At 66.2% G+C, this 26,792-nt stretch carries 21 protein-coding genes and 1 tRNA gene; 15 read left to right on the top strand and 7 right to left on the bottom strand.

The genetic code is table 11. From position 1 onward, the window contains the following. Positions 1–5 precede the first annotated feature (5 nt). Genes VZ068_RS09745 through pgaD form a run of 4 tightly spaced genes read left to right on the top strand, consistent with a single transcriptional unit; the run spans position 6 to position 5,544 of the window. Positions 6–1,964: a tetratricopeptide repeat protein gene (locus tag VZ068_RS09745; protein ID WP_349657678.1), complete on the top strand. Its 1,959-nt coding sequence runs from the start codon at positions 6–8 to the stop codon at positions 1,962–1,964. Continuing rightward, on the top strand, positions 1,946–3,844 hold the full coding sequence (pgaB, locus tag VZ068_RS09740; RefSeq protein WP_349657511.1) for a poly-beta-1,6-N-acetyl-D-glucosamine N-deacetylase PgaB: 1,899 nt from the start codon (positions 1,946–1,948) through the stop codon (positions 3,842–3,844). Before VZ068_RS09745 ends, pgaB begins: the two co-directional genes overlap by 19 nt. Before the next feature lie 3 nt (positions 3,845–3,847). After that, complete coding sequence (gene pgaC / locus VZ068_RS09735; protein WP_259159757.1) at positions 3,848–5,101, top strand: poly-beta-1,6-N-acetyl-D-glucosamine synthase; 1,254 nt, start codon at positions 3,848–3,850, stop codon at positions 5,099–5,101. After that, the gene (gene pgaD / locus VZ068_RS09730) at positions 5,098–5,544 is read left to right on the top strand and encodes a poly-beta-1,6-N-acetyl-D-glucosamine biosynthesis protein PgaD (RefSeq protein WP_259164421.1); all 447 of its coding nucleotides are present in this window, start codon (positions 5,098–5,100) and stop codon (positions 5,542–5,544) included. The genes pgaC and pgaD overlap by 4 nt, the downstream gene beginning before the upstream one ends. Before the next feature lie 740 nt (positions 5,545–6,284). Here the strand turns inward: pgaD and VZ068_RS09725 are convergent. Next, positions 6,285–6,361 (bottom strand) — tRNA-Arg (locus VZ068_RS09725). A 135-nt stretch (positions 6,362–6,496) separates the two neighbouring features. Between VZ068_RS09725 and VZ068_RS09720 the strand changes: the two genes are divergently transcribed. The 8 genes from VZ068_RS09720 (at position 6,497) to VZ068_RS09685 (ending at position 14,805) form a co-directional block, all read left to right on the top strand. After that, complete coding sequence (locus VZ068_RS09720) at positions 6,497–8,029, top strand: aldehyde dehydrogenase family protein (protein ID WP_349657510.1); 1,533 nt, start codon at positions 6,497–6,499, stop codon at positions 8,027–8,029. Between the two features lie 345 nt (positions 8,030–8,374). Continuing rightward, positions 8,375–8,659 carry a DUF4190 domain-containing protein gene (locus VZ068_RS09715; protein ID WP_046962587.1) on the top strand — a complete coding sequence of 95 codons (285 nt, stop codon included), beginning with the start codon at positions 8,375–8,377 and terminating at the stop codon, positions 8,657–8,659. Positions 8,660–8,661: 2 nt separating this feature from the next. Beyond that, complete coding sequence (locus VZ068_RS09710; RefSeq protein WP_259159747.1) at positions 8,662–9,429, top strand: class I SAM-dependent methyltransferase; 768 nt, start codon at positions 8,662–8,664, stop codon at positions 9,427–9,429. Positions 9,430–9,434: 5 nt separating this feature from the next. Then, positions 9,435–10,490, top strand: a complete 1,056-nt coding sequence (locus VZ068_RS09705; protein ID WP_046962504.1) for a quinone-dependent dihydroorotate dehydrogenase — start codon at positions 9,435–9,437, stop codon at positions 10,488–10,490. Beyond that, complete coding sequence (murB, locus tag VZ068_RS09700) at positions 10,487–11,539, top strand: UDP-N-acetylmuramate dehydrogenase (protein WP_259164446.1); 1,053 nt, start codon at positions 10,487–10,489, stop codon at positions 11,537–11,539. The genes VZ068_RS09705 and murB overlap by 4 nt, the downstream gene beginning before the upstream one ends. Continuing rightward, the gene (locus tag VZ068_RS09695) at positions 11,533–12,444 is read left to right on the top strand and encodes a DMT family transporter (protein ID WP_349657509.1); all 912 of its coding nucleotides are present in this window, start codon (positions 11,533–11,535) and stop codon (positions 12,442–12,444) included. The genes murB and VZ068_RS09695 overlap by 7 nt, the downstream gene beginning before the upstream one ends. Before the next feature lie 217 nt (positions 12,445–12,661). Then, positions 12,662–13,327 carry an aspartate/glutamate racemase family protein gene (locus tag VZ068_RS09690; RefSeq protein WP_349657677.1) on the top strand — a complete coding sequence of 222 codons (666 nt, stop codon included), beginning with the start codon at positions 12,662–12,664 and terminating at the stop codon, positions 13,325–13,327. A 161-nt stretch (positions 13,328–13,488) separates the two neighbouring features. Beyond that, positions 13,489–14,805, top strand: coding sequence for an MFS transporter (locus tag VZ068_RS09685; RefSeq protein ID WP_259164456.1), 1,317 nt, complete (start codon positions 13,489–13,491; stop codon positions 14,803–14,805). Positions 14,806–14,968: 163 nt separating this feature from the next. Here the strand turns inward: VZ068_RS09685 and VZ068_RS09680 are convergent, their stop codons facing one another. Then, on the bottom strand, positions 14,969–15,667 hold the full coding sequence (locus tag VZ068_RS09680) for a phosphatase PAP2 family protein (RefSeq protein ID WP_349657508.1): 699 nt from the start codon (positions 15,665–15,667) through the stop codon (positions 14,969–14,971). Further along, entirely contained in the window at positions 15,648–16,913 is a 1,266-nt protein-coding gene (gene ispG, locus VZ068_RS09675; protein WP_259164466.1) for a flavodoxin-dependent (E)-4-hydroxy-3-methylbut-2-enyl-diphosphate synthase, read from the bottom strand. Before ispG ends, VZ068_RS09680 begins: the two co-directional genes overlap by 20 nt. 120 nt (positions 16,914–17,033) lie before the next feature. Here ispG and VZ068_RS09670 point away from each other — a divergent pair, with 120 nt between their 5' ends. Both VZ068_RS09670 and VZ068_RS09665 read left to right on the top strand, forming a co-directional pair. Continuing rightward, positions 17,034–18,260 (top strand): ATP-binding protein, encoded by a 1,227-nt coding sequence (locus VZ068_RS09670; RefSeq protein ID WP_259159739.1) that lies wholly within the window; start codon positions 17,034–17,036, stop codon positions 18,258–18,260. Further along, positions 18,257–18,835: a response regulator transcription factor gene (locus VZ068_RS09665; protein ID WP_046962497.1), complete on the top strand. Its 579-nt coding sequence runs from the start codon at positions 18,257–18,259 to the stop codon at positions 18,833–18,835. Before VZ068_RS09670 ends, VZ068_RS09665 begins: the two co-directional genes overlap by 4 nt. Before the next feature lie 42 nt (positions 18,836–18,877). Here the strand turns inward: VZ068_RS09665 and VZ068_RS09660 are convergent, their stop codons facing one another. After that, positions 18,878–19,870, bottom strand: coding sequence for a glycoside hydrolase family 5 protein (locus VZ068_RS09660; RefSeq protein WP_259159737.1), 993 nt, complete (start codon positions 19,868–19,870; stop codon positions 18,878–18,880). A gap of 466 nt (positions 19,871–20,336) precedes the next feature. On the opposite strand from VZ068_RS09660, the gene VZ068_RS09655 reads away from it, so the two are divergent. Further along, positions 20,337–22,151 carry an EAL domain-containing protein gene (locus VZ068_RS09655; RefSeq protein ID WP_259159733.1) on the top strand — a complete coding sequence of 605 codons (1,815 nt, stop codon included), beginning with the start codon at positions 20,337–20,339 and terminating at the stop codon, positions 22,149–22,151. Positions 22,152–22,357: 206 nt separating this feature from the next. On the opposite strand, the gene VZ068_RS09650 is transcribed toward VZ068_RS09655, so the two are convergent. From VZ068_RS09650 to VZ068_RS09640, 3 genes are read right to left on the bottom strand one after another with little or no spacing between them, the layout of a single operon-like run. Next, the gene (locus VZ068_RS09650) at positions 22,358–23,920 is read right to left on the bottom strand and encodes a sodium/sugar symporter (protein WP_259159731.1); all 1,563 of its coding nucleotides are present in this window, start codon (positions 23,918–23,920) and stop codon (positions 22,358–22,360) included. Between the two features lie 38 nt (positions 23,921–23,958). Next, positions 23,959–24,174 (bottom strand): hypothetical protein, encoded by a 216-nt coding sequence (locus VZ068_RS09645; protein WP_046962495.1) that lies wholly within the window; start codon positions 24,172–24,174, stop codon positions 23,959–23,961. Positions 24,175–24,179: 5 nt separating this feature from the next. Beyond that, positions 24,180–26,792, bottom strand: coding sequence for an exo 1,3/1,4-beta-D-glucan glucohydrolase (locus tag VZ068_RS09640; RefSeq protein WP_349657507.1), 2,613 nt, complete (start codon positions 26,790–26,792; stop codon positions 24,180–24,182).

Raw genomic sequence — 26,792 nt, 5'->3', positions numbered from 1 at the left:
CACCCATGCAGCAGGCCGAGCAGCTCCGCGGCCAGCAACGCTATGCGGACGCCCTGGCCATCTACGAACGGGTGCTGCGTGCAGACCCGCGCGACAAGGGCGCCTACACCCTGCGTGCGCTCACACTGAGCGACCTGGGCAGCGCACAGCTCGCAGCCGAAGCGGTGTGGCGGCATCCAGACTGGTTTTCGCAGCAGAAACGCGAACGTATCGACAACGATCGCGTCGCGCGCATGATCGGCTGGGCCAGTGCCGAACCGGTGGACGCCGCGCATCGCTACGCCGAGACCGATCAAGCGCTGGTCAACATTGCCCGTATCGAGCGCGACGCGCCGCCCCAGGTGGCATGGGAAGCCACACGCCTGCGCGTGGACGGCCTGATCGCGCTCAACCAGCGGCAGCGTCACCGCGATGTGGTGGCCGGGTACCAGGCGCTGCGCGCGGAAGGCATCGCGGTTCCCGGCTACGTGCTGCCGACCGTGGGCGACTCGCTGATGGGGTTGCGCCGCCCTGCCGAAGCCGAAGCCGTGCTGCGGCAGGCCTTGCAACACGACCCGGACGATTTCAATACGCAGCTGCAGCTGGGCTATGCCTTGCTGGAGCAGGAGCGCTTCGATCAGGCGATGCCGTTGTTCGAGAAGCTTGCCGCAACCCAGGTGCCGTGGCCACGCCGCGATGGAGCCACCAGCGGCTACGAGAACTGGGACCGCTTCAGCGCAGATATCGCGCTGGCGACGGCACGCTCGGCGGCGAACGACAACCGGGGTGCGCAGGCCCTGCTGCGCGAGCGGGTGGCGATCGGTCCGGATAATGCGGAACTGCAGGCCGCGCTGGCATCGATCGAGCAGCGGCGCGGACACATCAGCCAGGCATTGCAACGCAACGCAATGGCACTGACGCTGGATCCGCATCAGAAGCAGGCGCGCAACGGCAGCGTGGAAGCGCAACGCGACCTGGATCGCCTGGATCTGGCCGATGCCGCATTCGCGAGCCTGCGCAAGGAGTATCCGGACGACGCGGGCCTGCAACGCCTCGGCGCATCGCTGGAGCGCCAACGCGGCTGGCAGGTGCATCTGAGCCATGCGCGGGGACGCAGCGACAACGACAACCGCGCCACCGCAACCTCGCCGCTCGGCAACCATTTCGGCAGCTCGCTGCTGGAAGCCGAATCGCCGCTGCTGGGCGAGCGCTGGCGCGTGGGCTTGCGCGCGCGCGACGATTGGGCCGATTTCCAGAACACGCGCGTGCGTTATCGCAGCTTCTGGCTGGGCACGCATTACCGCTACGACCGGCTGGATCTGAGCGCCTATGGTGGCCGCGCACTCGATGATTTCGACCGCGACAGTACCGCCTGGTCATTGGACGCGGGCTGGCGATTTTCCGATGCGTGGTACGGCAGCGTCGCCTGGCGGACACGCGACCCGGAGGCTTCGTTGCAGGCGCGTCGGTTGGGCATCACCGGCGACAGCATCGGCGCTGCCGTGCGCTGGACCCCCAGCGACGAAAGCCGTTGGGAACTGCAAGCGCGACAGCTGCGTTACAGCGATGGCAATCGGCGCAGCCAGCTCGATCTATCCGGCAGTCAACGCCTGTGGGCAAGCCCGCATGTGCTGATCGATGGGCTGTTTTCCGCGTCCGCCGGGCGCGCCGAAGACGACCGCGTTGTCGATTACTTCAACCCGCGCCGCAGCTCGGGCGTGGCCGCGGGTGCGCGGATCGAACAGATCGGCTGGCGTCGTTATGACTATGCATTCCGGCAGCGGCTGGAAGTGACCGCCGGGCCAACGTATCAGTCCGGCTTCGGCAGTCGCTGGGTACCTGCCGTGGCCTATCGCCACCTGTGGTCGCTGGGCGATGGCAGCGCAGTGAGCTACGGCGTGAGTTGGTCGCGCCCGGTCTACGACGGGCAGCGCGAACACCAACTTGGATTGGACCTGGATTTCCGATGGGGAGGTACGCCGTGATCCGCCTGCCGCTGTTGCTGCTCGCGCTGCTGTTGATGACCTTCGCTTCGTCCGCGCATGCAGGCCTGCTGGTGCTCAGCTACCACGATATTCGCGACGACGTCGCCGCCAAGGGCGATCCGGATCGCTATGCGGTGTCCACCAGCAACTTCGCCGCGCATCTGGACTGGCTGCGCTCGCACGCCTACCACCCGGTCAGCGTGCAGCAGGTGCTGGACGCACGTGCCGGCCGGCGTGCCCTGCCCTCGCGGCCGGTATTGCTCACCTTCGACGACGGCTTGCGCAGCGTTTATACGCGGGTATTTCCGCTACTGCAGGCGTATGGCTACCCCGCACTGGTCGCGCCGGTGACCAGTTGGGTCGAGTTGCCTGCGGACAAGGTCGTACCCTATGGCCCGCGCGATTTCACCCGCGATGACTTCGTCACCTGGGCGCAGTTGCGTGAAATGCAGGACAGCGGCCTGGTCGAGATCGGCTCGCATAGCGATGACCTGCACAAGGGCATCGCCGGTAACCCGTTCGGCAACCAGACTCCTGCCGCAGTTACCCGGCTCTGGGATGCAAGCAGCGGCTACGAAAACGAGGCCGACTATCGCCGGCGCATCGAAACCGATCTGCGCCATAGCCGCGATGCCATCGTGGCGCATCTGAGCAAGCCGCCGCGTGCGATGGTGTGGCCGTACGCTGCCTACAATCGCGCCAGCAATGGCATTGCCGCGCAGCTGGGCATGACGCTCAGCTTCGACCTGGAAGGCCGCTCGCACGAAGCCGATATCGGCCAGCAGGGACGCGACCGCGTGGACGGGCAATCGCTGGCCAGCCTTGGCCGCCTGTTGCTGTTCAACAATCCCGATGTGCGCGATCTGGCCGGCGAACTGCGCCGCGATCTGTCGCGCGATGGCCTGCGCGCCATCCAGATCGATCTGGATTATGTCTATGACCCGGACCCGGCCCAGCTCGCGCGCAACCTCGACATCCTGGTTCAACGCGTCAAGGACATCGGCCCCAGCCACGTCTTTCTGCAGGCCTTTGCCGACCCGGATGGCGATGGCGCGGCCGATGCGCTGTATTTCCCCAACCGGCATCTGCCGATGCGCGCGGACCTGTTCGGGCGCGTGGCCTGGCAGCTGCGCACCCGCGCCGGTGTGCGCGTGTTCGCCTGGCTGCCGGTGCTCGGCTTCCACCTGCCCGACGCGCAGCAGCAGGCAGCGCTGCAGATCCGAGCAAACGATCCGAAGGATGTACCGCGTCTGGATCCGGGCAACCCGCGCACGCGCCAACTGGTGGCCGACGTCTACGAAGACCTGGCCGCCAATGCCTACTTCGAAGGCCTGCTGTTCCATGACGATGCCTACCTGCGCGATGACGAAGTGCCGGCCTACGGCGGCGGCGATCCGGCCAGGCGCACGCAGGCGCTGATCGGCTTTACTCAGCAGCTCAAGGTCGCCGCAGAACGTTGGCGCCCCAAGCTGGTCACGGTGCGCAACCTGTTCGCGCAGCCGGTGCTGGAGCCGCACAGCGAAGCGTGGTTTGCGCAGCGCCTGGACGCGTTTGCTACCGCCTACGACTACACCGCGCTGATGGCGATGCCGTACATGGAACAAGCCGACGATCCGCAACAGTGGCTCACGCAACTGGCGACGCGTGTCGGTCAGCAACCACGCGGTTTCGACAAGACCATCTTCGAACTGCAAACCGTCGATTGGCGTACCGGCAAGCCGCTGCCTGACGGCGCATTGCTCGCACACTCCAAGCTGCTGCTGGCGGCTGGGGTGCGTCATCTGGCGTATTACCCCGACGATTTCATTGGCGGCCATCCGTCCCTGCCCGAAGCGCGTGAAGCCATTTCGGCCCGCCAATTCCCCTATATCGAGCGATGACCGATGACGACCAGCCTCTTACTGGCCGCCCTGTTCAACTTTGCGTTTTACTACCCGATCATCATGGCGTTTTTCTGGATGATCGGCGGCATCTACTACTACCTGCGGCGCGAACGCGGCACGCCGGGGCCATCCAAGCCGCCGCCGATGGCCAGCGAGCCGTTCGTATCGTTGCTGATGCCTTGCTACAACGAAGCCAAGCATGTTGCCGAAACCATCGAGGCGATGAGCGCGCAGCACTATGCAGACTTCGAGATCATCGCAATCAACGATGGCAGCACCGACCGCACTGCCGAAGTGCTCGACGATCTCACCCACCAGCATCCACGGTTGCGCGTGGTGCATCTGGAGCAGAATCACGGCAAGGCCAACGCACTGCGCGTCGGCACGCTGGCCGCACGCTCGGACTACCTGGTGTGCGTGGATGCCGATGCGATTCTCGACCCCAACGCAACGCGCTGGATGGTGGGTCACCTGATTTCCGGCCCGCGCGTCGGTGGCGTCACCGGCAACCCGCGCGTGCGCAATCGCACCACCCTGATGGGCCGTATGCAGGTCGGCGAGTTTTCCGCGATCGTGGGCCTGATCAAGCGCGCCCAACGCGTCTACGGCCGCCTGTTCACCGTGTCCGGTGTGATCTGCGCGTTTCGTCGCTCGGCCCTGCACCACGTCGGCTTCTGGTCCGACAACATGGTCACCGAAGACATCGACATTTCCTGGCGCCTGCAGCTCGACGGCTGGGATATCCGTTACGAGCCCAACGCGCTGTGCTGGATCCTGATGCCGGAAACCTTCCGCGGCCTGTGGATGCAGCGCCTGCGCTGGGCGCGCGGTGGCGTGGAGGTATTGCTGAGCCATGGTCGACGCGCATTGGCGTGGCGTAGCCGGCGCATGTGGGCGGTGCTGCTGGAATACGCGCTGAGCCTGATCTGGGCCTACGTGATGTTGTTCATCATCGTGTTGTGGGTGCTCGGCAAGTTCATCGCGATGCCGCCGGCGTTGTATGTCGACACCATCCTGCCGCGCTGGCATGGCCTGGTGCTGGCAGTGGTCTGCCTGCTGCAGTTCGGCACCAGCCTGATCATCGAACGTCGCTACGAAAAAGGCCTGGCACGCCAGTTCTTCTGGGTGATCTGGTACCCGGCCGCCTTCTGGATGATCGGCATGCTCACTGCCGTCATCGCCTTCCCCCGCGCCCTCATCGTACGCCGCAACCAACGCGCGCGATGGAAGAGCCCCGACCGAGGAATCCAATGACTCCGCCCATCATCAACCTGCCGCAACGCCTCGGCCGCTCGCGCCGCCTCGCCTACGGCGCCGCCACTGCCGGCGCCTGGATGGTCTACTTCTATCTCTGGGCACCGCTGGCCACGCTGATCGCCTGGTTCTTCGGCCTGCGCAGCGCGTATACCGAGCTCTACCTGCGACACAACGCCATCGACCCATTCGCCCTCGGCGCACTGCCGGTCATCGCCCTGATGGCGGCCATCACCACCGTCGGCTGGGCCGAGTACAACCGCCTGCGCTTCGCCAATGCCGACAAGCGCAAACGCCCGCGCACCGTGGCAGAGCTGGAAGTCGACCAGCGCCTGGGCGCCACCGAACAACTCGGCACCCTGCTCCGCCACAGCCGCATATCGTCGGTGGCGATGGACAAGTTTGCAAGGCCAGTGGGAGTGCGGGTGGTGCGGCATCGGTGAGAAAGATAGCGTTGCGCAAAGACAAACGAACTAGTGCCTGTCTTGTGCGGGCAGGCCTCGGCGCCTGAGCACTGGTCACAAAGGTATCGGCACACCCTCACCGGTGACGCCCCGAATCCTGGCAACAACACGCTCTGCGTGTTCTCTCGCCTCACGTTCATTACGAACTGAAGCCACGCAACCAAAGCATATGACGTGCCCGGCCTTCGAGGCGCCTAATCAAAATGCCGGCCACGGGCTTCCCCTTTTCATCAATCTCCACATGGGCGGAAACTGTCCATCCACCAATTTCGCGCATAGCCATCTCCATCCCTCCTTGGATGCAGCGGCACCTGCCTGGCCGCACCGCAGCAAATCAAGCAACTCGCGGTGCGCTAATTCGCTCGCTAGCTTCTGCGTGGCGCAAGTGCCTACTTCCCCTGGCACCAGAGCGGCGTATGTCACCGCATCTCACTCGGCCCTAATGAGGCTGAAGAAATACGAGCAGCGAAAGAAGCTGAGTTGACGCATGGCGTACGCATCCGTGCGCGCCTGCCACTGGTAAGCGCTTACCTTGTGGTACCTGGATTGGTACGCGCCCGAGCACCACCACAGCAGGCAAGGCGCGAAGCGCATTGAAGCGTGTCACCGCCAAGTTCGGCCAAGCGACGGCGCTTGTGGCAACTGTGGCAGTCGGCTGTGGGTATGTCTCTCAATGTGACAAGACCTGAAACGAAATCGGCGCTAAATTCTTTGATTTCTGGTGACCCCGGCCCGATTCGAACGGGCGACCTTCCCCTTAGGAGGGGGACGCTCTATCCAGCTGAGCTACGGGGCCAAGGGCGACATTGTCGCATGTTCAGCCAGCTTGCCAAGCCAGCCGGGGGTGGGTGGAGCCTGCTAAAATCGGCGGCTACCCGTGTCGCTGCCGGCCTTGGCTGCTGCGCGACCGCCACTGTTTCCAGGAGATTCCATGTCCGCTGACCTGCTCAAGGCGCTCGACCTCGCCGCGTCCAATTCCGGTACCTATCTGGGCGAGGCGACCTGGTCGCAGGCCACCGGTGCCGGGGTGCTGCAGCCGCTCAATCCGACCACCAATGCGGTGATCGCCGATGTGCAGGCCACCACGCCGGAAGACTACGAATTGATCGTCCAGCGTGCGCAGGCCGCCTTCAAGGTGTGGCGAACCACGCCTGCGCCGCGCCGTGGTGAGGCCGTTCGCCTGTGTGGCGAGGCGCTGCGTGTACACAAGGATGCGCTCGGTTCGCTGGTGGCGCTGGAAATGGGCAAGAGCAAGCCCGAGGGCGATGGCGAAGTGCAGGAGATGATCGACATCGCCGACTTCGCGGTCGGCCAGAGCCGCATGCTCTATGGCTACACCATGCATTCGGAGCGCCCCGGCCACCGCATGTACGAGCAGTACCAGCCGCTGGGCCTGGTCGGCATCATCAGCGCGTTCAACTTCCCGGTGGCGGTGTGGGCGTGGAATGCGTTCCTGGCGGCGATCTGCGGCGATATCTGCATCTGGAAGCCGTCCAACAAGACGCCGCTGACAGCGATCGCGACGATGAAGATCTGCAATGCCGCGCTCAAGGATGCCGGCTTCCCGGACATCTTCTTCCTGATCAACGATGCCGGCACTTCCTTGTCGGTGAAGCTGGTCGAAGACACCCGTATCCCGCTGATCAGCTTCACCGGTTCGACCCAGATCGGCCGCGTGGTCGCTGAAAAGGTCGCCCACCGCCTGGGCCGCTGCCTGCTGGAGCTGGGGGGCAACAACGCCATCATCCTGGACGAAACCGCCGATTTGAAGCTGGCCATCCCCGGCATCGTGTTCGGTGCGGTGGGCACCGCAGGTCAGCGCTGCACCACCACGCGTCGCCTGATCGTGCATGAGTCCATCTACGACAACGTGCTGGCCACGCTGGTCAAGGCGTACAAGCAGCTCGACAGCAAGATCGGCGACCCCACCGACCCGGCAAACCTGATGGGCCCGCTCAACAGCCAGGGCGCGGTGGAGCAGTTCCTGGCCTCGATCGCCAAGGCCAAGGCCGCCGGCGGCACGGTCGAAGTGGGCGGCACCGCGATCGATCGTCCCGGCAACTTCGTGCTGCCGGCGATCGTCACCGGGCTGCAGAACAGCGACGCGGTGGTGCAGCACGAGACCTTCGCGCCGATCCTTTACGTGATGAAGTACGGCACGCTGGACGAGGCGATCGAGCTGCAGAACGGCGTGCCGCAGGGCCTGTCGTCGTCGATCTTCACCCAGAACCTGAAGGCGGCCGAGAAGTTCCTGTCGGCGGCCGGCAGCGACTGCGGCATCGCCAACGTCAACATCGGCACCTCCGGTGCGGAGATCGGCGGCGCCTTCGGCGGCGAGAAGGAAACCGGCGGTGGCCGCGAATCCGGCTCGGATGCGTGGAAGGTCTATATGCGTCGTCAGACCAACACCATCAACTACTCCGACTCGCTGCCACTGGCGCAGGGCATCAAGTTCGATCTGTGATCGATGGCATCGCAGCGCGCCGGCCATGGCCGGCGCGCTGCAGCTGTCGCATGCCTTCGCTGCGGCCGGCCTGCAATAACGACAGACAATCAATCGCGGCAGGTGCCACCCCGCAGCGGTTGACAGCGGTCCGCTGACATTTCGGCCCGGCCCCCGGCACCCCATCGGCAGGGTGTCGCGTTACCAGGCAATCAGGCAGTCAAGGCAAGCCTTCAGGCCCCCTCCCGGGCCGCCAATGCCCCCAGGATCGCGTTTCCGCCCCAGACGGCACGCCATTCGGACGGCCGCTCTGGGATAATCGCCTCACGCCAGCCCTCTGCTGCCGCCAATCTCCAGGAGTTCATGATGAACGTTGTCGTTCGACAGACCAGCGCCATGGCCATCGTCAGCCTGGTCGCAGGCATCCTCGGCTGGACGCTGATTCCTTTCATCGGCAGCGTGTGCGCCATCATCACCGGCCACCTGGCACGCGCGGAAATCCGCCGCAACCCGCAGGGGCTGGAAGGCGACGGCCTGGCGATCGGCGGGCTGATCCTCGGCTGGCTGGCGGTGGCCCTGTGGGTGCTGGGCATTGCGGTCTTTATCCTGTTTTTCGGCGGTATGGCGTGGCTGGCGGCCGCAAACAGTTGAGCATGGCCGCGCCCTCCTCGGCCCAACGCTTCAACGACCGTGTAGCGGCCTATGTGCGCTACCGGCCCAGTTATCCGCCGCAGTTGCTGCGCTGGTTGCATGACGAACTTGGCATCACGCCGGCGACTGCGGTGGCCGATATCGGCGCCGGCACCGGCATTTCCAGCCGGCTGTTTCTGGAGGCCGGTTACGCGGTCACGGCGGTGGAACCCAACCCGGCCATGCGCGAAGCCGCGCAGCAGTGGCTGGCAGGGTTTCCCAAGTTCCAGGCCGTCGATGGCACCGCCGAAGCCACCGGGCTGGCCGATGCCAGCATGGGCCTGGTGTCTGCCGCACAGGCCTTCCACTGGTTCGACACCCAGGCCATCCGTGCCGAGTGGGCGCGCGTGCTGCGGCCCGACGGGCTGGCGGTGATCTACTGGAACTCGCGCGAGCTGGACACCACCGCCTTCTTGCGCGGCTACGAGCAACTGCTGCTGGACTACGGCACCGACTATTCGGCCGTGGCCGAACGCTACCAGGACGATGCAACCATGCAGGCCTGGTTCGGCGACGGGTTCCGCGCGATGGCGCGCTTTCCCAATGTGCAGCGGCTGGATTTCGATGCACTGCGCGGCCGCCTGTTGTCGTCTTCCTACGCACCGCTCGCACACGACCCGCGCCACGCACCGATGCTCGCCGCGCTGCGCACGCTGTTCGATGCGCACGCACAGGACGGACAGATCGACTTCCAATACCAGACCCGCGTCTTCGCCGGGAAATTGAACTGACATCCATGTATTCGCTTGCCCGCCCCCTGCTGTTCACCCTCGATGCCGAGCGCGCGCATGCGCTGGCGTTGCGCTCCATCGACACCGCCTACCGCACCGGCACCACGTCGCTGCTGGCCAAGCGCCCGGTCCCGCTGCCGACGCCGGCATTCGGCTTGATGTTCCCCAACCCGGTCGGCCTTGGCGCCGGCCTGGACAAGAACGGCGAGCACATCGATGCGCTACTGGCGCTGGGCTTCGGCTTCGTCGAGATCGGCACGGTGACGCCGAGGCCGCAGGAAGGCAATCCCAAGCCACGCATGTTCCGCTTGCCGGAGTATCAGGCGGTGATCAACCGCATGGGCTTCAACAACCTGGGCGTGGATGCGCTGGTGGCCAACGTGCAACGCGCGCGTCGTCGCGGCGGCCTGCTCGGCATCAATATCGGCAAGAACAAGGACACGCCCAACGAGGAAGCGACCAGCGACTACCGCTATTGCATGGAACGCGTCTATCCGCTGGCCGATTACATCACCGTCAACATTTCCTCGCCCAATACCGCCGGTTTGCGCGAGCTGCAGGAAGAACAGGCGCTGCGTCGACTGATCGCCGATCTGCGCGAAACCCAGGAAGCGCTGGCCGCCCAACACGGCAAGCGCGTGCCGATGCTGGTGAAGGTGGCGCCGGATCTCAACGACCGCGACATCGATGCGGCTGCGCGCGTGCTGGCCGACCTGGCGGTGGATGGCGTGATCGCCACCAACACCACGGTGACGCGCACCTTGATCGCCAATCATCCGCTGGCTGCCGAGGCCGGCGGCTTGTCGGGGGCGCCGCTGCTTGGGCAATCCACACTGGTGTTGCGCCGCCTGCGCGCACGCCTGCCCGAGTCGATCCCGTTGATCGGCGTGGGGGGCATCGGCTCCGGCGCCGACGCCGTGGCCAAGATGGCGGCCGGCGCGAGCCTGGTGCAGTGCTATAGCGGCCTGGTGTATCGCGGGCCGCCGTTGATCGGCGAGTGCGTCGATGCCATCCGTCGCCGTCGCGAAGCGCCCAGCGGTGGCGCGGTCTCGCCGCTATGAGCGATGCGGTGCACACTGGCTGGAACTTGAGCGCGCATGCGCCACTGCGTGCGCTCAACACGTTCCATGTCGAGGCGACGGCGCGCTGGTTGCTCGGCATCCATACGCCCGAAGCATTGCCGCAGGCGCTGGCCGCGCCTGAGATCGCCGGGCTTCCATTGCTGGTGCTGGGCAGCGGCAGCAATGTGCTGCTGGCCGGCGACCCGCAAGGTTGCGTGCTGTGTTTCGAAAACCGCGACATCGCCATCATTGCGCACCATGCCGACCACGCCATCGTGCGCGCCGGGGCGGGTGTGAACTGGCATGCGCTGGTGCTGTATTCGCTGCAGCAGGGGTTGTCCGGCCTGGAAAATCTGGCGTTGATCCCCGGCACCGTCGGTGCCAGCCCGATCCAGAACATCGGTGCCTACGGCGCGCAGGTGGGCGACTTCATCCACGCGGTGGAGGCCTTCGATCGGCTTGGCCAGCAGTTTGTGCGGCTGAGCGCGTCCGAGTGCGCCTTCGCCTACCGCGACAGCGTGTTCAAGCAGCAACCCGAGCGTTACCTGATTGTGGCGGTGGAATTCAATCTGCCGCTGTTGCACGAACTGCGGCTGGATTACGCCGGCATTCGCGAAGAACTGGCCAGCATGGGCGCCGAGCTGGCGGGGGCCGCCGACGTGGCGCAGGCAGTGATCAACATCCGTCGACGCAAGCTGCCGGACCCGGATGTGCTCGGCAATGCAGGCAGTTTTTTCAAGAACCCGCTGTTGCCGAACGAACAGATCGCCGCGTTGCAGGCCACCTTCGCCGACATGCCGGTGTATCCCGGCGAGCAACCAGGCCAGGGCAAGCTGTCGGCCGCGTGGTTGATCGAGCAATGCGGCTGGAAAGGCCAGCGCGAGGGCGATGCCGGCGTGTCTCCCGATCACGCCCTGGTCCTGGTCAATTACGGCACCGCCAGCGGCGCACAGTTGCTGGAATTTGCCAGGCGTATTGCCGAATCGGTGCGCGAGCGCTATTCGGTGATCCTGGAACCGGAACCGCGCATCATCGGAGCGCATTGGTGACTGCAGCGCAGGTCTCGCGTCGTGCGGCGCTGTGGATGCTCACCAGTACCTTCGCCTTCGGCCTGATGGCCATCACCATCCGGCTGGCGTCGAGCAACATTGCCACCACCGAGATCGCGTTCTTCCGTAATGCATTCGGGTTGCTGGCGTTACTGCCGTTGATCCTGCGGCCGGGCAAGGCGCTGCCACGGACGCGGCAGTTGCCGCAGTACCTGGCGCGCACGCTGATCGGCCTGGCGTCGATGCTGTGCGGGTTCTGGGCGATCGGCCACCTGCCCTTGTCGCAGGCGATTTCGCTGTCCTATTCCACGCCGTTGTTCGTCACCGTGCTGGCGGTGGTGTGGTTGCGCGAGCAGGTACGGTTGCGCCGCTGGCTGGCAGTGGCGGCAGGCTTCATCGGCGTGCTGGTGATCCTGCGACCGGGATCGTCCACCTTCACGCCCGGGCTGCTGATCGCCTTGCTGGCCGCCGTCATCAGCGCCGTGGTCGCGATCCAGATCAAGCAGCTCTCGCGCAGCGACGACTCCGACACCGTGGTGTTCTATACCTATGTGTTCTGGGTGCCGATGTCGCTGATTCCGGCCCTGTTCCAGTGGACCTGGCCGCAAGGCATCGACTGGCTGTGGCTGGTGGCGACCGGCGTCTTCGGGACTGCCGGGCAGTTGTTCTGGACCCGCGCGCTCAAGCTGGGCGAAGTCTCCGCACTGCAGCCGATCAGCTTCATGCAACTGCCGCTGGTGGCATTGCTGGGCTGGTGGTTGTTCGGCGAGGCGATCGAACGCCACACCCTGATCGGCGCGGCCATCATCATCGGCGCCAATGTATACATCGCCCATCGCGAAACCGTGCTGGCGCGCCGCGCTGCCACGCATGCCCCGGTGGAGGGGGCTAAGCCGGGCGAGTAATGCAGCAGCGGTGACGCAATACATGTGGGTGTAACGCGCGTCGCCGCATGCATTGGCACGCGCACCGCAACTGCAGCGGCCGCGTTGTCGCGTACTGAGCAGTTGTCAACGGCTTCTCCGTCACCTGGATCATGCGACCGGGATCGTATGCGACCATGCAGGCGAACCCGCTTGCGCCAGGACATTGCACGTGAAGACCATCGGGATGATCGGCGGCATGAGCTGGGAGTCCACCCTGCCCTACTACCGCCATATCAATCAGGCCATCCGCCGCGAACGTGGCGGGCTGCATTCGGCCCGACTGTTGCTGTACAGCGTCGACTTCCACGATATCGAACGCCTGCAGCACGCCGGCGACTGGGAGGGCGCCGGACGCGAGATGGCGGCGGCCGCGCGTTCGCTGCACGCCGGCGGCGCGGACTTCATCGTGCTGTGCACCAACACCATGCACTGCGTCGCCGATGCGATCACCGCCGCAACGCCGTTGCCCTTGCTGCACATCGCCGACGCCACTGCCGATGCCTTGCTCGCTGCAGGCATCACCCGGGTCGGCCTGCTCGGCACGCGCTTCACCATGGAGCAGCCGTTCTATCGTCAGCGGCTGGAGGCGCGTGGACTGACAGTGGTCGTACCGCCTGCCGATGCGCGCGCGGCACTGCATCGGGTGATTTACGAAGAGCTGTGCCAGGGCGTGATCGATGCAGGATCGCGTCACTCTTTTCGTCAGGTCATGGCCGAACTCGAGCAGCAAGGCGCGCAGGCGATCGTCCTGGGTTGCACGGAAATCTCCTTGCTGGTGGATGCCGGCGACTCGGCGCTGCCGCTGTTCGATACCACCGTGCTGCATGCCGAAGCAGCGGCGCTGGCCAGCCTGCACGCTTGACAGGTCACCACGGGCGCAGACACGACGCGTTTACCGAAGTCCCATACGTGCCATCCAGCGCCAGCAGGCAAGCCGCACCTGCTGGCGCGCTAGGATGATGCCGCACTGGCGACTGCTGCATCCGCGCATGCTCGCCACCACCCGCCACAGGATGTCACGCCTTGAAGACCCATCCGCCCACAGGCACTGCACCGAGGTCGCAGCTCAAACGCGACGACTACAAGACGCTGGCCTTGTCCGCGCTGGGCGGCGCGCTGGAACTGTACGACTTCATCATCTTCATCTTTTTTGCCGCAGTGCTGGGCGAGTTGTTCTTCCCTCCCGGCATCCCCGACTGGATGCGCCAGCTGCAGACCTTCGGCATCTTTGCCGCCGGTTACCTGGTGCGCCCACTGGGCGGCATGGTGATGGCCCATTTCGGCGACCTGGTCGGTCGCAAGCGCATGTTCGGCTTGAGCCTGCTACTGATGGCCCTGCCAACGCTGTGCATCGGCTTGCTGCCCACCTACGCGCAGATCGGCATTGCGGCGCCGCTGCTGTTGCTGGGCGCGCGCCTGCTGCAGGGCGCCGCGATCGGCGGTGAGGTGCCCAGCGCCTGGGTGTTCGTCGCCGAGCACGTGCCGCCCCAGCGCACCGGGCTTGCCTGCGGCACCCTGACCGCCGGCCTGGCCGGTGGCGTGTTGCTCGGTTCGCTGGGTGCCGGCGCCCTCAACCGCCACTTCACCCCTGCCGAGATCGCCGACTATGCCTGGCGCCTGCCGTTTCTGGCAGGCGGCGTGTTCGGGCTGGTGTCGGTCTACTTGCGCCGCTGGCTGCACGAGACGCCGGTGTTCGCAGAACTGGTCGCCATGCGTGCGCTGGCCCGCGAAACCCCGCTCAAGCTGGTGCTGCGCGATCATCGCCCTGGCGTACTGCTGTCGCTGGCACTGACCTGGATGGTGGCCGGCGGCGTGCTGGTGGTGTCGTTGATGACACCCGGCCTGTTGCAGAGCAGTTACCACTACCCGGCTGCAGTGGCGCTACAGGCCAACAGCCTGGCCATCGTGCTGCAGGCTGCCGGGTCGGTGGTGGCCGGTGCGTTGGCCGACCGCTATGGCAATGGGCGCGTGCTGCTCATCGGCAGCGTCCTGCTGGGCGTAGCGGCATGGGCGTTCTACCGCCTGGCCGGCGATCCACAGCTGGTGTTTCCGCTCTACGCGCTGCTGGGCGCCGCACTGGGCGTGCTGGGGGTGATCCCGCGCATCATGGTCGAGGCGTTCCCACCCGAAGTGCGCCTGTCCGGCGTGTCGTTCGCCTACAACCTGGGCTATGCCGTGTTCGGTGGGCTGACACCGCTGCTGGTGGTGATGCTGGTCAAACAACACCCCATGGGCGCCGGCTATTACATGATGCTGCTTGCGTTGATCGGCAGCCTGATCGGCATGCAGCTGGCGCGCAGGACATCTGCGCAGGATCGCCATCGCAACAGCGCCACATAGGCGATGCGCTGCACTCACAGATTGCGATGCCTCTACGGCAAGGGCGCCTGTTCGACGCGGTTTGCGACTTGCGTGAACGCGCGCCGACGGGAGACCGCACTACCCCTGGCGCGACACTGATCAGGCGCCGGCGCGCGCCTGCAACACCGCCAGGTTGCGCAACTCAGGCGCTGACACGGGGACGACGCCAATGCGGCCGCCGCGTGCCGCGGAACATCACCAGATACAGCCCCACCACCCACACCAATGCGGCCGACCAACCGCCGAGGATATCGGAGGGGTAATGCACGCCCAGATAGATTCGCGACACGCCGACCAGCACCGCGAACAGGCTGGCGGCGATGGTCGCCGGCCAGCGCCATTGTGTGCGCCACGCCAGCGCAACGACCACCGCGGCGAGCGTCATCGAGCCCATCGCATGCCCGCTGGGAAAACTGAAGGTGCTTTCCGGTGCGATCGACTCCCACAGACTGGGCCGGTCGCGTTGAAAGAACTGCTTGGCGCCCATGTTCAACAACGCCGAACCGCCGAAGCCCAGCGCTGCAAAGGTGCCCTCGCGCCAGCGCCGTAACGCCAGCAGCACCAGCACGATCGCGATATCGATCGGGATCACGCCGTACTGGTAGCCCACCTTGGAAATCACCCCGAAAAACGTATCCAGCCCGGGCGTGGCGATGCTGCGCATGCTCCACAGCAAGGGTTCGTCGAAATAGGCGTTTTCCAGCTCATGCACTTCATCGGCCAGGTCGACGAACAACCCCAGCGGCAGCAGCACGCCGGTAAACAACAGCGCCATGCGCCAAGCATTGTTGCGCAACCACGCGCTGAACCCGGCCGGCGATTCAGCCGGCGCGGCGGACATAGGTGCGTTCGACGTACTGATCGATCAGATCGATGAATTCGTAGGCGATGTTTTCGCCACGCAGGGTGACGCTTTTCTCGCCATCGATGAACACCGGTGCCGACGGCGCCTCGCCCGTGCCCGGCAACGAAATGCCGATGTTGGCGTGGCGCGATTCGCCCGGGCCGTTGACCACGCAGCCCATCACCGCCAGGGTCATGTTCTCGGCGCCGGGATTGGAAATCTTCCACTCCGGCATCTTGGCGCGCACGTGGTTCTGCACCACGCCGGCCAGCTCCTGGAAGAACTCGGAGGTGGTGCGGCCGCAGCCCGGGCAGGCGGTGACCATCGGGGTGAACGCGCGTTGGCCGGTGGTCTGCAGCAGTTCCTGCGCCACCACCACTTCCTGGGTGCGCGACTGGCCCGGCTCGGGCGTCAGCGAGATGCGGATGGTGTCGCCGATGCCTTCCTGCAGCAGCACGCTCAAGGCCGCCGCCGAGGCCACGATGCCCTTGCTGCCGATGCCGGCTTCGGTCAGGCCCAGGTGCAGCGCGAAATCGCAGCGGCTCGCCATGTCGCGGTACACCGCGATCAGCTCCTGCACGCCGGACACCTTGGCCGACAGGATGATGCGCTCGCGCGCCAGGCCCAGTTCCACCGCGCGCTCGGCCGAATCCACGGCCGAACGGATCAGCGCCTCACGCAAGACGCGGCCTGCGTCCCACGGCGTGTCGCGCCTGGAATTTTCGTCCATCAGCTGCGCGGCCAGCGACTGGTCCAGCGAGCCCCAGTTGGCGCCGATGCGCACTGGCTTGTCGTACTTGATCGCGAACTCGATCAGCTGCGCGAACTGCAGGTCCTTCTTCTTGCCGAAGCCGACATTGCCCGGATTGATGCGGTACTTGGCCAGCGCTTCGGCGCAGGCAGGCTCGGCGGCGAGCAGCTGGTGACCGTTGTAGTGGAAGTCGCCGATCAACGGCACCTCGATCCCCATCATGCGCAGCTTGTCGACGATGCGCGGGATGGCCGCGGCCGACTCGGGGTTGTTGACGGTCAGGCGCACCATCTCCGAGCCTGCGCGCCACAACTCGGCCACCTGCTTGACGCTGCCAGCGATGTCGGCGGTGTCGGTGTTGGTCATCGACTGGACGACCACCGGGTGGCCGCCGCCCACGATCACGCTGCCGATCTTGACGGCCTGGGTGATGCGGCGCGGCCAGGCAGTGGCGTCGGCGGGAGGGGTTGGGCGAGTCACGGCGTCGTACATGCCGCCATTTTAGCCTGTCCGTCGTCCGCTCACAGCTGAAGCGTCGTGCGGGCCGCCATCCGGGCCGATGCGACGGTTTGTCGCAGGCCATCACTTCCGCGAGCGCATAGGATTGCCGTGATGAATAGCTCCGACGCCTCCTTCCTGCGGACCCTGTGCAGCCTGCGCTGGCTCGCCACCGCCGGCCAGGCCGCCACCATCCTGGTCGCGTCCGGCCTGATGGGTCTGCACCTGCCGCAACAACCGCTGTGGGCCGGCGTCGCCGCGCTGGCGGTGTTCAATCTGTATGCGCAGCTGCGCGTGGCGCATCGCGGCGCGGTCAGCCCGGCCACCGAGTTTGGCCACATCCTGGTCGATGTGACGGTGCTGACCTGGATGGTGGGCTGGAGCGGCGGCATCGCCAACCCGTTCGGCTCGCTGTTCCTGGTGCTGATCGCGCTGGCCGCGCTGGCCCTGCCGCTGAGCTGGGCGATGGCCGTGGCAGCATCGTGCGTGGCCGGCTATGTCATCAGCGCCGCGTTCGGCCTGCCGCTGCCGTACGGCAGCTTCGATCCGCTCAGCCTGCACATGTGGGGCATGGCGGCCAATTTCCTGCTGTCCACGGTAGTGGTGCTGGCCTTCGCTACGCGGCTGGCGTTGTCGATGCGCGAACGCGAGCGCGAAATTTCCACCCTGCGCGAGCGCTTTGCGCGTAACGAGGGCATCGTGGCATTGGCCACCCATGCAGCGTCGGTGGCGCACGAACTCAACACCCCGCTGGCCACGATGACCCTGCTGGTCGACGACATTGCCGACCAGTGCGATCAGAACGAGCTGCGCGAAGACCTGGACACCCTGCGCGAGCTGCTGGTGCAGTGCCACGAGCGCGTGCTGGCGCTGGCTCAGCCTGCCGACAACGGCCACCTGAGCCGCGAAGTGGCGGTACAGGAGGTGCTGGAGCAATGGCGGCTGGTGCGCCCCACCATCGAGCTGCGCCGCAACGAGGACGCACCGATGCGGCTGATGCTGCAGCCGGGCGTCAGCCACCTGTTGATGGTGCTGCTTAACAACGCCGCCGATGCCGGCGAACGCGCCGGGCGCCCGCAGATCGATCTGACCTTGCGGGTGGAGAACGACCACCTCAGTGGCGAGGTGCGCGATTACGGGCCCGGCTTCGACACCGCGCAAGCCATGCTGCCGGGCACCTTGTTCAACAGCGGCAAGCACGACGGCATGGGCGTTGGCCTTGCGCTGTCACATGCCACCGTCGAGCGCCTGCAGGGCGAGTTGTGGATGCTGCCCGCCGAAGGCAGCGGCGCCCGCGTCGGTTTCCGCCTGCCGCTTTCCGAACACGAGGCCCTGGCATGACAAGCACCCCGATCCGCACCGGCCTGTTGGTCGACGACGACACCTTGTACCTGCGCACCCTGCAACGCAGCCTGGCGCGGCGCGGCGTGGAAACGCTGACCGCCACCGATGCCGCCAGTGCGCTGTCCACCGCGCGCAGCGCGCTGCCGGACTTTGCCCTGATCGACCTCAAGCTCGGCCACGACTCCGGCCTAAGCCTGATCCAGCCGCTACGCGAGATCCGCGCGGACATGCGCATCCTGCTGGTGACCGGCTACGCCAGCATCGCCACGGCGGTGGAAGCGATCAAACTCGGTGCCGACGACTACCTGCCCAAGCCCGCCAACATCCCCACCATCATGCGGGCGCTGGGCGAAGAAGACGACGACCTGCCCGAGCCGGACGAAGAAGAAACCGCGCAGGAAATGATGACCCCACTCAGCCGTTTGCAGTGGGAACACATCCAGCAGGCCCTGCACGAAACCGGCGGCAACGTGTCCGCGGCCGCACGCCTGCTCGGCATGCACCGGCGTTCGCTGCAGCGCAAGCTGACCAAACGCCCCAGCCCGGGACCGTTGCGCGAACCCGGACGCTGATGGCGCCCAGGCTGCGCGCAGGCATGCGCCTGGGCGGCCGGCCTAGCGCCGCCTTGGCGCGAAGATGCTCGCCCTGCGTGAGGTGGCTCGGATGCCGTCGGGTCCTTGAATCAGCGTGCGGCCCCAGCTGCTGAGACGCGTCGGGTCCCAGCCCAGCACGATATCCAGCGATTGGGTACTGCTGTCGTTGCCCGACCACGACCAGCCCATGTAGCCGACGTTGTACTCGCGCGCACGGCGCATGATCGCCGCTTCGTCGACCTGGGCACCGCGGTGGTCCGCGCCGAATTCCCCGACCACCAGGGCCAGCCCGTTGCTGCGAAATGCGCGCAGATAGCTGTCCACCGCGGCGTCGTTGCCGAACACTTCGTACATGTGCACGCTGAAGACCAGATTGCGGCGGCTGTCGAGCGCCAGCAACGCCGCAGCGTTATCGCGCATGTAGAACTGCCAGTCCTGACCCCAGTTGGGCGCGTCCACCATCAACGCGTGGGTGAGGCCGGCACTGCGCAGCGTGGCGATCGCACGGGCGTGGCCGTTGACCCACTCGCTGGCGCTCAACTGATTACCGAACGGTTCGTTGCCGATATTGATGATGACGTAGTCCTCCTGGCCCACCAGCGCGCCGCGCACGCTGGTCCAGTAGGTGGCGGCATTTGCCAGGGTGCCTGCGGCGCCGTCTTCGCCGTAGCCGGTGGTGTCGTGCACTTCCAGCACGGCGATCAGGCCCAGGGCCTTGCAGCGCGCGATGATGCGCGCCACCTCCGCCTCGGGCGTGCGGTTCCAGCGGTGACCGGTGCTGAGCACCACGCGCACGCTGTTGGCGCCGGTGGCGGCGATCTGTGCCAGCGCCGCGTCGGTACGATCGGCAAACCAGGCATGCGGCAGATTGATGCCACGCAAGACCAGCGTGTTGCCGTTGGTCTCTCGCAGCTGCGTACCGGACACGGACAGGCCGGCATGCGCGGCCGAGGCCAGCGCCAGGCCGGCGATCAGCAGCACTGCGCGCTGCGCCAGACGATTGAAGATCTTCATGATCGGCTCCAAAAGAGTGGGTGGCGCGGGCGCACCTGCACGCACTCGCATGCCCGGCCCACGTGCGCCCACCGTGGCGATGGCGGGCGCACGCGATCTGCGGCTGGTTCACAGAACAGGAAAAATTGCCGGATGCAGACCGAGCGCGCAGACCACGCGGCAGCGCGCTGGTAACGTTAACTTCCGTGTATTCGAGCGTCCTGCGCTGCACGGGAGACGGCGCGCTCAGCCTGACGGCACAGCGCATCGGCGATGCGCGGCATTGCGCACTGCGGTGTTGCAGCGCGAAAACCGCACCTGCCGCCTGCACTGCGCTGACGCGGCGCGGGACCTACGCGTCGCGCTGCAACATGCCATTGCGCTGCTGGCAGCTGAATAAGCGAGCACGGCCACGTCAAGTGGATGCGGCCGAGGCCGATAGAGCCACATGCAATCACTGCCCGCCTCCGACTTCAAAGCGCCCCCCATGTCTGACGAAGCCACCCGTCTGGCCGTTCTACGCGGCCTGTGCCTGCTGGATTCGCCACCGGACCCGGTGTTCGACACCATCGCCGCGATGGCCGCGCGCAGCCTGGGCGCGGAGATCGCGCTGGTGTCGCTGGTGGACGAACACCGCCAGTGGTTCAAGGCGCGGGTGGGACTGGAGGCAGCGGAGACCCCGCGCGACCAGGCGTTTTGCGCGCATGCAATCCGCTCGGACGAGGTGATGGTGGTACCGGATGCGCAACTGGACCCGCGCTTTTCCGACAACCCGTTGGTGCTGGGCCCGCCGTTCATCCGCTTCTATGCAGGGGCGCCATTGCAACTGAAGGACGGCCACCGCATCGGCACGCTGTGCGTGATCGGCACCAGCCCGCGCGAGGGCCTGGATGCGGAGGCGATGACGCAGCTGGAAGGCCTGCGCGACCTGGCCGTGCTGCGGGTGGAGAACCTGCGCAGCACCACGTATCGCGATGGCACGACCGGCCTGCCCAACCGCTCGCGCTTTGGCGAAGACCTGGATACCTGGCTGGCCCGGCGCGATACCGCACCGGCCACCACGGCAGTGGCGGTGGACATCTGCGGCAGCGATTATTTCCGCGACATGGTCAAGGCGCTGGGCTGGGACTACGCCGATGGGTACGTGACCTTGGCGCAACGTCGCCTGGCCGCATACCTGCCCGCCAACACCCTGCTGTATCGACTGGACCCGACAACCTTCGGCTTCCTTACCCAGGCCGAAACCCAGCGCCTGTCCAGCCTGTGCAACAAGGTGTCCAAGGCGTTTGCCGAGCCGCTGGATCACCAGGGCATTCCGCACACCGCGGTAGCATCGATCGGCGCGGTGTCGCTGCAGACCAGCTACGGCGCCGCCGACACCATCCGCTCGCTCACCACCGCCGTGGACATCGCCCGCGAGCGCGGCCTGGCCTGGAGCATGTACGAGCGCAAGCACGACGTGGCGCAGCGCAATACCTTTCGCCTGCTTGCCGCCCTGCCCGCCGCGCTGGACAGCGCCAGCCAGCTACGCCTGCACTACCAGCCGCGCGTGGACTTGAACGATCACCGCTGTGTGGCGGTGGAAGCACTGCTGCGCTGGCAGCACCCGATGATCGGCCCGGTGATGCCATCGGACTTCGTGCCGATGGCCGAAAAGACCGCGCTGATCAACCGCATTACCGCCTGGGTCATCGACAACGGCATCGCCCAGGCTGCGCGCTGGCAGCAACAGGGCCTGGACTTCAACCTGGCCTTGAACGTGTCGGCGGCCGATCTGGACCGCCCCGGTTTTGCCGGCCTGTTGCGACGCGGGCTGGAACGTCACAAGCTCGACCCGCGCCGGCTGGAAATCGAATTCACCGAGAGCGCGATGATCCGCCATCCCGATCACCTGGCCGAACAGCTGGCCGATGTGGCCGCGCTGGGCGTGCATATCGCCATCGACGACTTCGGCACCGGTTACAGCAATTTCAGCTATCTCAAGCAGCTGCCAGCCAGCTCGCTGAAGATCGACCAGTCCTTCATCCGCTCGCTGCCGGACAACCGCACCGACCGCACCCTGGTGCCGGCGATGATCCAGCTCGGTCACAGCCTGGGCCAGCGCGTGGTGGCCGAAGGCATCGAATCGGCAGAAGCGTATGCGCAGTTGCGCGCCTGGGGCTGCGACGAAGGCCAGGGCTACTGGATCGCCAAACCGATGCCGGCCGCCGCCCTGGAAACCTGGCTGCAGACGCCGTGGCATGCGCAATTCACTGCGCCGGCCCTGTTGCTTGCGGCAGGCCTGGCCGCGGCGCGGGTATAAGCACGGTCACCAGATCGCCGGCACCATCGCGCGCGGCCGCCAATCAGCCGCTCGCCATGCAAGCAAGGTGACTGTCGCTGCTTGCCAGGTCATCGACGGATGCGCTAACGCAACGCGGCGCGACACCGAAGTGTCGCGCCGCGTTGCGTTTCAGGCCTGGAGCAGAGGACAGACGATGCGTCGGCCACTCCAGAACACTCCCTGGCTTACCAGAACACCGTGTACAGCACGATCAGGATCGCGATCACGCCAGCGGCGCCGATCTTGAAGCCCAGCGTCGTGCCGTAGGCCACATCGTCGGTACGGATCAGGTCGCGTGCCTGGGTGGGTGCGGTCATCAACGACACCACCACCGCCAGCACCAGTGCGGCCAGGAACACCACGCCGATGCGGTCCATGAACGGCAGTTCCGGCCAGGCGAACTTCAGCGCGAACGACAGCACCACCGAGCCGATCGCCGCGGTCAGCGCGCCTGCTTCGTTGGCGCGTTTCCAGAACAGGCCCAGCATGAAGATGACCACCACGCCGGGCGTGAAGAAGCCGGTGAATTCCTGGATGAACTGGAAGCCCTGATCGAAGTTGCCCAGCAACGGCCGCGCGGTGAGGATGCCGATCAGCACCGACGCCGCGGCCACGATCCGGCCCACACGCACCAGCTGCTTCTGTTCGGTCTGCGGGCGGAACTTGGCGTAGAAATCCAGGGTGAAGATGGTCGCCACCGAGTTGATCTTGGACGCCAGCGAGGCCACGATCGCCGCCACCAGCGCCGCAAACACCAGGCCCAGGATGCCGGTCGGCAGCAGTTGCATCATGGTCGGATAGGCCTGGTCGGGCTTGGCCAGGTCCGGCGCCAGCACCACTGCGGCAATGCCCGGCACCACGATCACCAGCGGCATCAGCAGCTTCAGGAAGGCCGCGAACACCATGCCCTTCTGCGCCTCGCCGATGTTCTTGGCCGCCAGCGCGCGCTGGATGATGTACTGGTTGAAACCCCAGTAACTGATGTTCATCACCCACAGGCCGCCCAGCAGCACGCTCAGGCCGGGCAGGTCCTTGTAGAACGGGTTGTCCTTGCTCAGGATCATGTGGAAGTGCTCCGGGTGCGCACTCCACAGATGCTTGAAGCCGGCCAGCACGCCGGCGCCATCGCCGATCCGTGCCAGGGTCAGCCCGGCCACCAGCAGGCCGCCCAGCACCAGCAGCGTGACCTGCACGATGTCGGTCAAGGCCACCGCCTTCAGCCCGCCATACAGCTGGTAGACCAGCGCGAACACGCCGATCAACGCCAGCGCCAGGGTCTGGTCCATGCCGGTGACCTGGCTGACCGCGATCGACCCCAGCCACAGGATCGAGGTCAGGTTCACGAACACGTACAGCAGCAGCCAGAACACCGCCATCAGCGTGCGGATCCACTTGCCGTAGCGCTGTTCCAGGAACTGCGGCATGGTGTAGATGCCGTTGCGCAGGAAGATCGGCAGGAAGAACTTGCCGACGATCAGCAGCGTCAGCGCCGCCATCCATTCATAGGAGGCGATCGCCAGGCCGATCGCATAGCCGGAACCGGCCATGCCGATGATCTGTTCGGCCGAAATGTTCGCGGCGATCAGTGAAGCGCCGATCGCCCACCACGGCAACGACTTGCTGGCCAGGAAGTAATCCTCGGCGCTCTTGCTGTGGCCTGCCTTCTCGCGCGACACCCACTGCGCGAGCACGAAGATGCCGGTCAGATAGACCAGCACAATCACGATATCCAACGTCGCCAAACCCACTGCACTCTCCTGTCTGGCTCTGGGGTATGCGCCGACGATCAGGCAGGGCTGCAGAAGGCCGCCGCCGCGCACCAGGTGCGCAATGGCAGCGCGGCGAACCGCGTCTGCAGGCCATCCCGGCCGATCGACAACACCGCCCCCGCGGCGGCTGATGGCACCACCGCGATCGGTGGCCGCTTCGACACGTCGCCGGAAGCGGCGACGCACGTGTTTCGCTTGACCTGCACCGTGCCCGGAAGCGTGCCCCCGGGCATGGGGATTACTTGACCGGGCAGTCCACCGTCACTTCGGCTTCGTTGAGCGCGCCCAGCGCCACCTTCGACACCGACAGATCCAGCGCAGCGCCGCTTTCGATGCCGGCGACCTGGGTCAGCTTGGTCACGTCGGCACCGGCCACCGCGTAGCACTTGAGCGGAATGCCCACCACCTTCCACTGGCCCTGCGGCAGCGCGGCCAGGGTCTTCTGCGCATCGACGCGGCCGCTGCACTTGTCGCCGCAGCCCACGCCCAGCCACACCGGCGCGGTCACCGCGCTGTCGCGGCGCACGGTCAGCTGCAGCTGCACATCGCCGTTGCTCTCGCGCGACACATCCACCGGCTTGCCGGACACCAGCAGCACGCTGGCAGGCTTGGCGCCGGACCACACCAGGCGACGTGCGTCTTCCTGCGCCTTGTGGTCGACTGCGGTCATCTTCAGACTGCCATCGGACAGGCCCACCGGCAGCGTGGTCGCCGGCATGTTGGCCTGGCCCGCATTGGACAGCTGCATCGCAATGCCGAGCGCCGGCTTGCCGCGCACGAAGTACACCCCGCCCACCGACTGCTCGCCGGACACGCCCGATTCTTCCGGCAGTGCGGCCAGGTCGCCCTTGTCGGCGTAGGTCAGGCCGAAACCGAACTTGAACTGCGGGTCGTAATCCTTCTGGCCCACGTTGTTGGCGAACTGCACCGCGGTCTTGGGCCAGGAGAAGCTGAGCTTGCCCTTGAAGTCGTTCTGCACGCTGCCATCGGCCTTGCGCAGCAGCACGTCGGCAATGCCCTCGCCTTCCGAACCGGGCAGCCAGGCGGCGACGAACGCATCGGCCACGTTGATGTACTGGTTCATCCACAGCGGACGCCCGCTCAGGAACACCGCCACCACCGGGATGCCTTCGGCCTTGAGCTTCTTGATCAGCGCCAGCTCGCTCTCGTCGCCCGGCTTGTACAGCAGGGTGGCGATGTCGCCCTGGAACTCGGCGTACGGGTTTTCGCCGAACACCACCACCGCCACATCCGGCTTGGTCTTGTACGCACCATCGACTGCCAGCTCGGCCTTGCCACCGGCGGCCTTGATCTGCTTGTCCAGGCCTTCCCAGATGGTGTTGCCGTTGGGGTAGTCGCTGCGCTTGGTGCCGGTGCCCTGCCAGTTCAGCGTCCAGCCGCCGGACTGCTTGCCCATGTCGTTGGCGCCGTCGCCGACCACCAGCACGCGCTTTCTGGGATCCAGCGGCAGGATGCCGGCCTGGTTCTTCAGCAGCACCAGCGACTCGCGCACCGCCTGACGGGCGATGGCGCGGTGCTCGGGCGCGCCCAGCAACTCGTACTTGCCGCCGAGCGGGCGCTTGGACGGCTTGCCGGCTTCGAACAGGCCCAGGCGCAGCTTGACCCGCAGAATGCGGCGCACCGCATCGTCCAGACGCTCGGTGCTGATCTGGCCGGACTTCACTGCGGCCAGTTCGGTTTCGTAGATGCCCTTCCAGCTGTCGGCGGCCATCGCCATGTCGACACCGGCAATGAACGAGGCCGGGCAGTTGTCGTTGGTGCAGCCCTTGACCTGGCCGTGGCCGTTCCAGTCGCCGACCACGAAGCCGCCGAAGTTCATGCGGCCCTTCAGCACGTCGGTCAGCATGACCTTGTTGCCGTGCATCTTCTCGCCGTTGAAGCTGTTGAACGAGGCCATCACCGTCTGCGCGCCGGCCGCAATCGCGGGCGGGTAACCGGCCGCGTGGATGTCGCGCATGGTGGCCTCGGACACCTTGGTATCGCCCTGGTCCTTGCCGTCGGTGGTGCCGCCGTCGCCGACGAAATGCTTCACCGACGAGATCACGTGGCTGCCGTCCAGGAACTGCGGGGTGCCCGGAGTGCCCTGCACGCCTTCGACCATCTTGCCGGCGAAGCTGGCCACCACGTCCGGCGACTCGGAATAGCCTTCGTAGCTGCGGCCCCAGCGGTCGTCCTGCGGCACCGCCACGGTCGGCGCGAAGGTCCACTCCATGCCGGTGACGCGGGTTTCGGCGGCGGTGACTTCGCCGATCTTCTTGATCAGCTCCGGATTGCGGGTGGCCCCTAAGCCAATGTTGTGCGGGAACAGCGTGGCACCGACGATGTTGCTCTGGCCGTGCACCGCATCGATGCCGAAGATGATCGGAATCGCGTTGCCGCCCTTGGAGGTGTCCATCGACGCTTCGTAGAAGGCGTCGGCCAGCTTCAGCCATTCGGCCGGGCTGGCGTCGTACTTGCCGCCCGGATCGGAGTTGCCGCCGGCCAGCACCGACCCGATGCGGTACTTGCGCACATCGTCCGGGGTCATGCTGGCGATGTCGCCCTGCACGGTCTGGGCGACCTTCTCTTCCACGCTCATCTTGGACATCACATCGGTGATGCGCTGCTCCAGCGCCGCGTCCTGCGCGAACGGCCACTTCGGCGACGGCCACTGGTCCGGATGGATGGTGGCCGATGCCTCGGCAGGTGCGGCAGCCGGCGCCGTCTTGCCGGCCTCGGCGGTGGTGTCCTTGCCTTGGCAGGCAGCCAGCATCAGCACCGCCGCAGCGGTAGCCAGAGAAAGGGCGCGACGCGCGACGGGCGCGGCGGTATGGCGAAGCAGCTTGTCCAA

The organism is Xanthomonas sp. 10-10, from assembly GCF_040182365.1.
In the GTDB taxonomy this organism is placed as follows: domain Bacteria; phylum Pseudomonadota; class Gammaproteobacteria; order Xanthomonadales; family Xanthomonadaceae; genus Xanthomonas; species Xanthomonas arboricola_F.
Note: the sequence above shows the minus strand (reverse complement) of the source record. Positions and strands in the feature narration are given on the sequence as shown.